This window comes from Streptomyces sp. NPDC054840, assembly GCF_053611065.1.
Genome location: NZ_JBSGZP010000675.1, coordinates 1 through 3,921, shown reverse-complemented (window position 1 = coordinate 3,921; position 3,921 = coordinate 1). Strand labels below are relative to the sequence as shown.

The 3,921-nt window shown below is 74.3% G+C and carries 5 protein-coding genes; 3 read left to right on the top strand and 2 right to left on the bottom strand.

All coding sequences use genetic code 11. The features are described from left to right. Together ACWGIU_RS32040 and ACWGIU_RS32035 are read left to right on the top strand one after the other, a co-directional pair. A partial coding sequence (locus ACWGIU_RS32040) for an SDR family oxidoreductase (protein ID WP_453711616.1) occupies window positions 1–644 on the top strand: 644 nt, incomplete at its 5' end. Window positions 645–678: 34 nt separating this feature from the next. Continuing rightward, a complete protein-coding gene (locus tag ACWGIU_RS32035) occupies window positions 679–1,479 on the top strand; it encodes a hypothetical protein (RefSeq protein ID WP_453711615.1) in 801 nt (266 codons plus the stop codon). Here the strand turns inward: ACWGIU_RS32035 and ACWGIU_RS32030 are convergent. Next, window positions 1,466–2,299 (bottom strand): enoyl-CoA hydratase/isomerase family protein, encoded by an 834-nt coding sequence (locus ACWGIU_RS32030; RefSeq protein WP_453711614.1) that lies wholly within the window; start codon window positions 2,297–2,299, stop codon window positions 1,466–1,468. The genes ACWGIU_RS32035 and ACWGIU_RS32030 overlap by 14 nt on opposite strands. Window positions 2,300–2,371: 72 nt before the next feature. Further along, window positions 2,372–3,133 (bottom strand): PIG-L deacetylase family protein, encoded by a 762-nt coding sequence (locus ACWGIU_RS32025; RefSeq protein WP_453711613.1) that lies wholly within the window; start codon window positions 3,131–3,133, stop codon window positions 2,372–2,374. Window positions 3,134–3,151: 18 nt separating this feature from the next. Between ACWGIU_RS32025 and ACWGIU_RS32020 the strand changes: the two genes are divergently transcribed. Further along, window positions 3,152–3,921 (top strand): MBL fold metallo-hydrolase (locus ACWGIU_RS32020; protein ID WP_453711612.1); only part of this gene is annotated, 770 nt, incomplete at its 3' end.

Here is a 3,921-nt window from a genome sequence, read left to right as displayed (position 1 = left end):
ATATCAGGGACCCCGAGCGGGTCGCCGATGTCTTCGACGCGGCGCGGGCGGCCTTCGGCCTGCCGGGCGTGCTGGTCAACAGCGCGGCCGCGAACTTCCCCTCCCCCGCGGAGGACCTGTCGCCCAACGCCTGGCGGGCGGTCGTCGACATCACGCTGACGGGCACCTGGCTCATGACCCGCGAGTTCGGCCGCCGCCACCTCGCCGCGGGCACCGGCGGCTCGATCGTGAACATCGGCGCCTCGTACGCCTGGACGGGCGGGCCGGGCTTCGCCCACAGCGCCGCAGCCAAGGCCGGGGTGAAGAGCCTGGTCGAGACGCTCGCCGTCGAGTGGGGGCCGTACGGCATCCAGATCAACGGGCTCGTCCCGGGGCTGTTCCCGCACGCCGACATGACCGAGGACATCCGGGGCGGCCTGGAACGTGCCGCGCCCGGCGCGAAGGACGCCCGGCAGCCCGCCCTGCGGGTCGGCGCGCCGCGGGAACTGGGCTGGGCCGCCACCTTCCTGGCCTCGCCTTACGCCCGGTTCATCACCGGGCACACCCTGGTGGTGGACGGGGCGAACTGGCAGCGCCGGTCGGTCGTCAGCCCCGAGGTGGTCCCGGTCCGCACCCAGCTGGGCCGGGGTCCGTTCACCCCGTAGCCCCGTTGTCGGTGGCCGGTGCGAGGATCGGGTCATGTCTCTCGCCGAACTGACCCTTGACCGCTGGCGTTCGCTCGACCTGACCGCCGCCGGACGTCTCGCCCACGAGGCCGCCGCGCAGGTGGGCGGCCGGGTGGTGCTGCTCGACGTCGTCGAGCACCTGGGCGGGCCGCTGCACCGCGTCCGCATCGAGCGCGAGGGGCGGGAGTTCGCCCTCGTACCCGGCGGGAGCGTGCGGCTGGGGTTCGACCTGGACGCCTGGGAGCCGACGCCCGCGCAGAGCGCCGACTACGCGGAGAGCGTGGAGGAGGGGTACGGGTACGGGCATCCCGACCTGAAGTCCTATCTCGCCGACGTGCTCAGCCCGCCGCGCACGGCGACGCCGGCGACCGTGCTCATGGCTGTGGAGGACGAGCCCCTGACCGGGGCGGTCGCCGACATGCCGGCCGCCCTCGCGGCGCACGGGCTGCGGATACCGGGCGCCGACGAGTGGGAGCACGCGTGCGGGGCCGGGGCGGGCACCCTGTTCCGGTGGGGGAACGAGTGCCCCCTGGACGAGCCCTCGTACGGCAGCGGCGGCGTGCGCCACCGGCCGAACGCCTTCGGGCTGCACATCGCCTACGACAGCTACAGCACGGAGCTGATCGGCGACCCGACGGCGGTGCACGGCGGCGACGGCGGCGAGGCCGTCTGCGGCGGGTACGGGAACCTGCTCGGCTGGCTGCCCCTGGCCACCGCCAACCGCAATCCGTACACGGCCGAGTTCACGTACGGACCGGACGGCGAGGGCATGTACGAGAACTTCTCGACCCGGCCCGTGCTCAGCCTCCGCTGAAGCGCGGGGGCCGACGGGCCGCCTTTGCGGTGTAGCCCTCGCGGCAGTCCTCCGAGGTGAGGGTGAGGGCCGCGGTCATCGCCACCCTGTCGAGGGCCGCCGGGAGGGCGGCATCGGCGTAGCCGTCGATCGCACGCTTGATGCCCTGGACGGCGAGCGGCGCGTTGGCGGCGATCTCCCGTGCCACGGCTCGGGAGGTTGTCTCCAAGTCCTCGCCGCGGACGACGAGTTGGACGAGGTTGAGCCGCCGCGCCGTCTCGGCGTCGACGCGGCGGCCCGTCAGGGCCAGGTACTTGGCCCAGCCCGCACCCGCCTCGCGCGCGATGCGGAGGTCGCCCCCCGCGTCCACCGCCACGCCCAGCCCGGCTTCCGGCAGGGCGAAGACGGCGTCCTCGGCCGCCACCCGGATGTCCGCCATCAGCGCCAGCTCGAAGCCGAAGCCTAGGCAGTAGCCCTGGACGGCGGCCACGACGGGCTGCGGGAGGCGGGCGAGGACCGCGAACCGCTCGTGCACCCAGCGGATGCCCTCGTAGTAGTTGCGGGTGCGCTCGGCCGGGGAGCCGCCCGTGACGGCGCCGCCCGGTGCGGTCACGTCGATGCCCGCGCAGAAGGCCCGGCCCTCGGCCCGCAGCAGCACCGCCCGGACGGACGCGTCGAAGCGGATCCGGTCCGCGAGCAGGCCGAGCTGGCGGGTGGACTCCCAGCTCCAGCCGTTGAGCTTGTCCGGGCGGCACAGGGTGAGGACGGCGAGGCCGTCAGCGACCTCCAGCCGGATCCGCTCCTCGCCCTCCGCGATCTCCGTGGAGATGGTGTCGATCACCGTGTCCCGCACCCCCGGCCCGATGGCTGACGATCCGTCGACCTGACGGATCGTCAGACTAAGGGGGGCCGGTCAGCGGGGGAAGACCTCGAACGCCACGGCCGGGCGCCCGCCGAACCGGGCCGCGGACTGCTCGGCGTTCCCGGTGAGGAAGGTGCGCACATACTCCTCGGGGTCCTGGTCCGTGAGCACCTCGATGTAGGCCTTGTGCTCCAGCAAGGACTTGATCGAACGCTCCAGCCCGGGACCGGCGTCGACCGCGTGCGTCGGGGTGGTGGATCCGGCCACCGCGACCCAGCGCACGCCGTTCCAGGGCTCCAGGCCCTGATCGATCAGCTCGGGGAAGATCCAGCGGTTCCCGGCGTCACCGGCCGCGTCCAGCACGGCCCGGCCGACGGCCTTGTGGTCGGGGGTGTTCCAGAAGCCGCCGCCCTGCGCGCCGCCCCACGTGTCACGGTGGTTGAGCGTGACGATCAGCTCGGGCCGGTGCCGCCTGATGGCCGCGGCGATGTCCCGGCGCAGGCCGAGTCCGTATTCGATGGCGCCGTCGTGGTAGTCCAGGAACTCCACCTCGGACACGCCGACGACAGCGGCGCTCGCCCGCTGCTCCGCCTCGCGCAGCGGGCCGCACAGGGCGGGGGCGATGCTGTCGATGCCGGCCTCGCCGCGCGTGGCGAGGAGGTAGACGACCTCCCGGCCCCCGTCCGTCCAGTCCGCGATCGCCGCGGCGCACCCGTACTCCAGGTCGTCGGGGTGCGCGACCACCGCGAGGGCGCGCGTCCAGTCGGTGGGCATGGGCTGCAAGGCGGGCTGCTGATCAGGTTGTTCGGTCATGTCTCGCACAATAGGCGAATGGACCGTCATGGGCAGGTGGTGGCGCTGCTCGACGCCACGGGGATCTTCTTCGAGCCGGCCCGTACCGCCTTTCCGGGGGCGGAGGAGGTCGCGTGGGCCCGGGCCGCGGAGCTGGATCCCGGGGCGTTCGGGCCGGACGGGGCGTGGGCACTGGATTTCCGGTGCTTCGCGATCTCCCGGCCCGGCGGGCGCTGGGTGCTGGTGGACGCCGGGGTCGGCCCGGCCCGGTCCCCGGCCGCCGCGTGGGCCCCGGTGCCGGGGCGGCTGCCGGACGCACTCGCGGCCGCCGGTATCGCTCGGGCCGATGTGGAGGCCGTCGTGCTGACCCACCTTCACGAGGACCACGCGGGGTGGTCGTCGGGGGACGACGGGCGGCCCTTCTTCCCGGCGGCCCGGTACGTCGTGCAGCGCGCGGAGGTGGCCGCGCTGCACCGGGCGGACCCGGTGTGGGACTGGACGGTGGCTCCGCTGCGTGCGAGCGGGCAGTTGCACGAGGTCGACGGCGCCCACCGGTTGGCGCCCGGCATCACCGTGTTGCCGACGCCAGGGCACACCCCGGGGCACCAGTCGGTGCTGGTGGATCAGGGGGAGGGAGCGCGGGACGTGGTCGTCACCGGGGACGTGCTGGTGCACGCGGTTCAGCTGGGCGACCCGGCGGTGCCGTACTCCCACGAGCGCGACCGGGACACCGCCCGCGCCTCCCGCCGGGCCCTGCTGGCGCGGGCGAGGGAGCGCGGCGCACTTCTCGCCACCGCACACCTGACCCG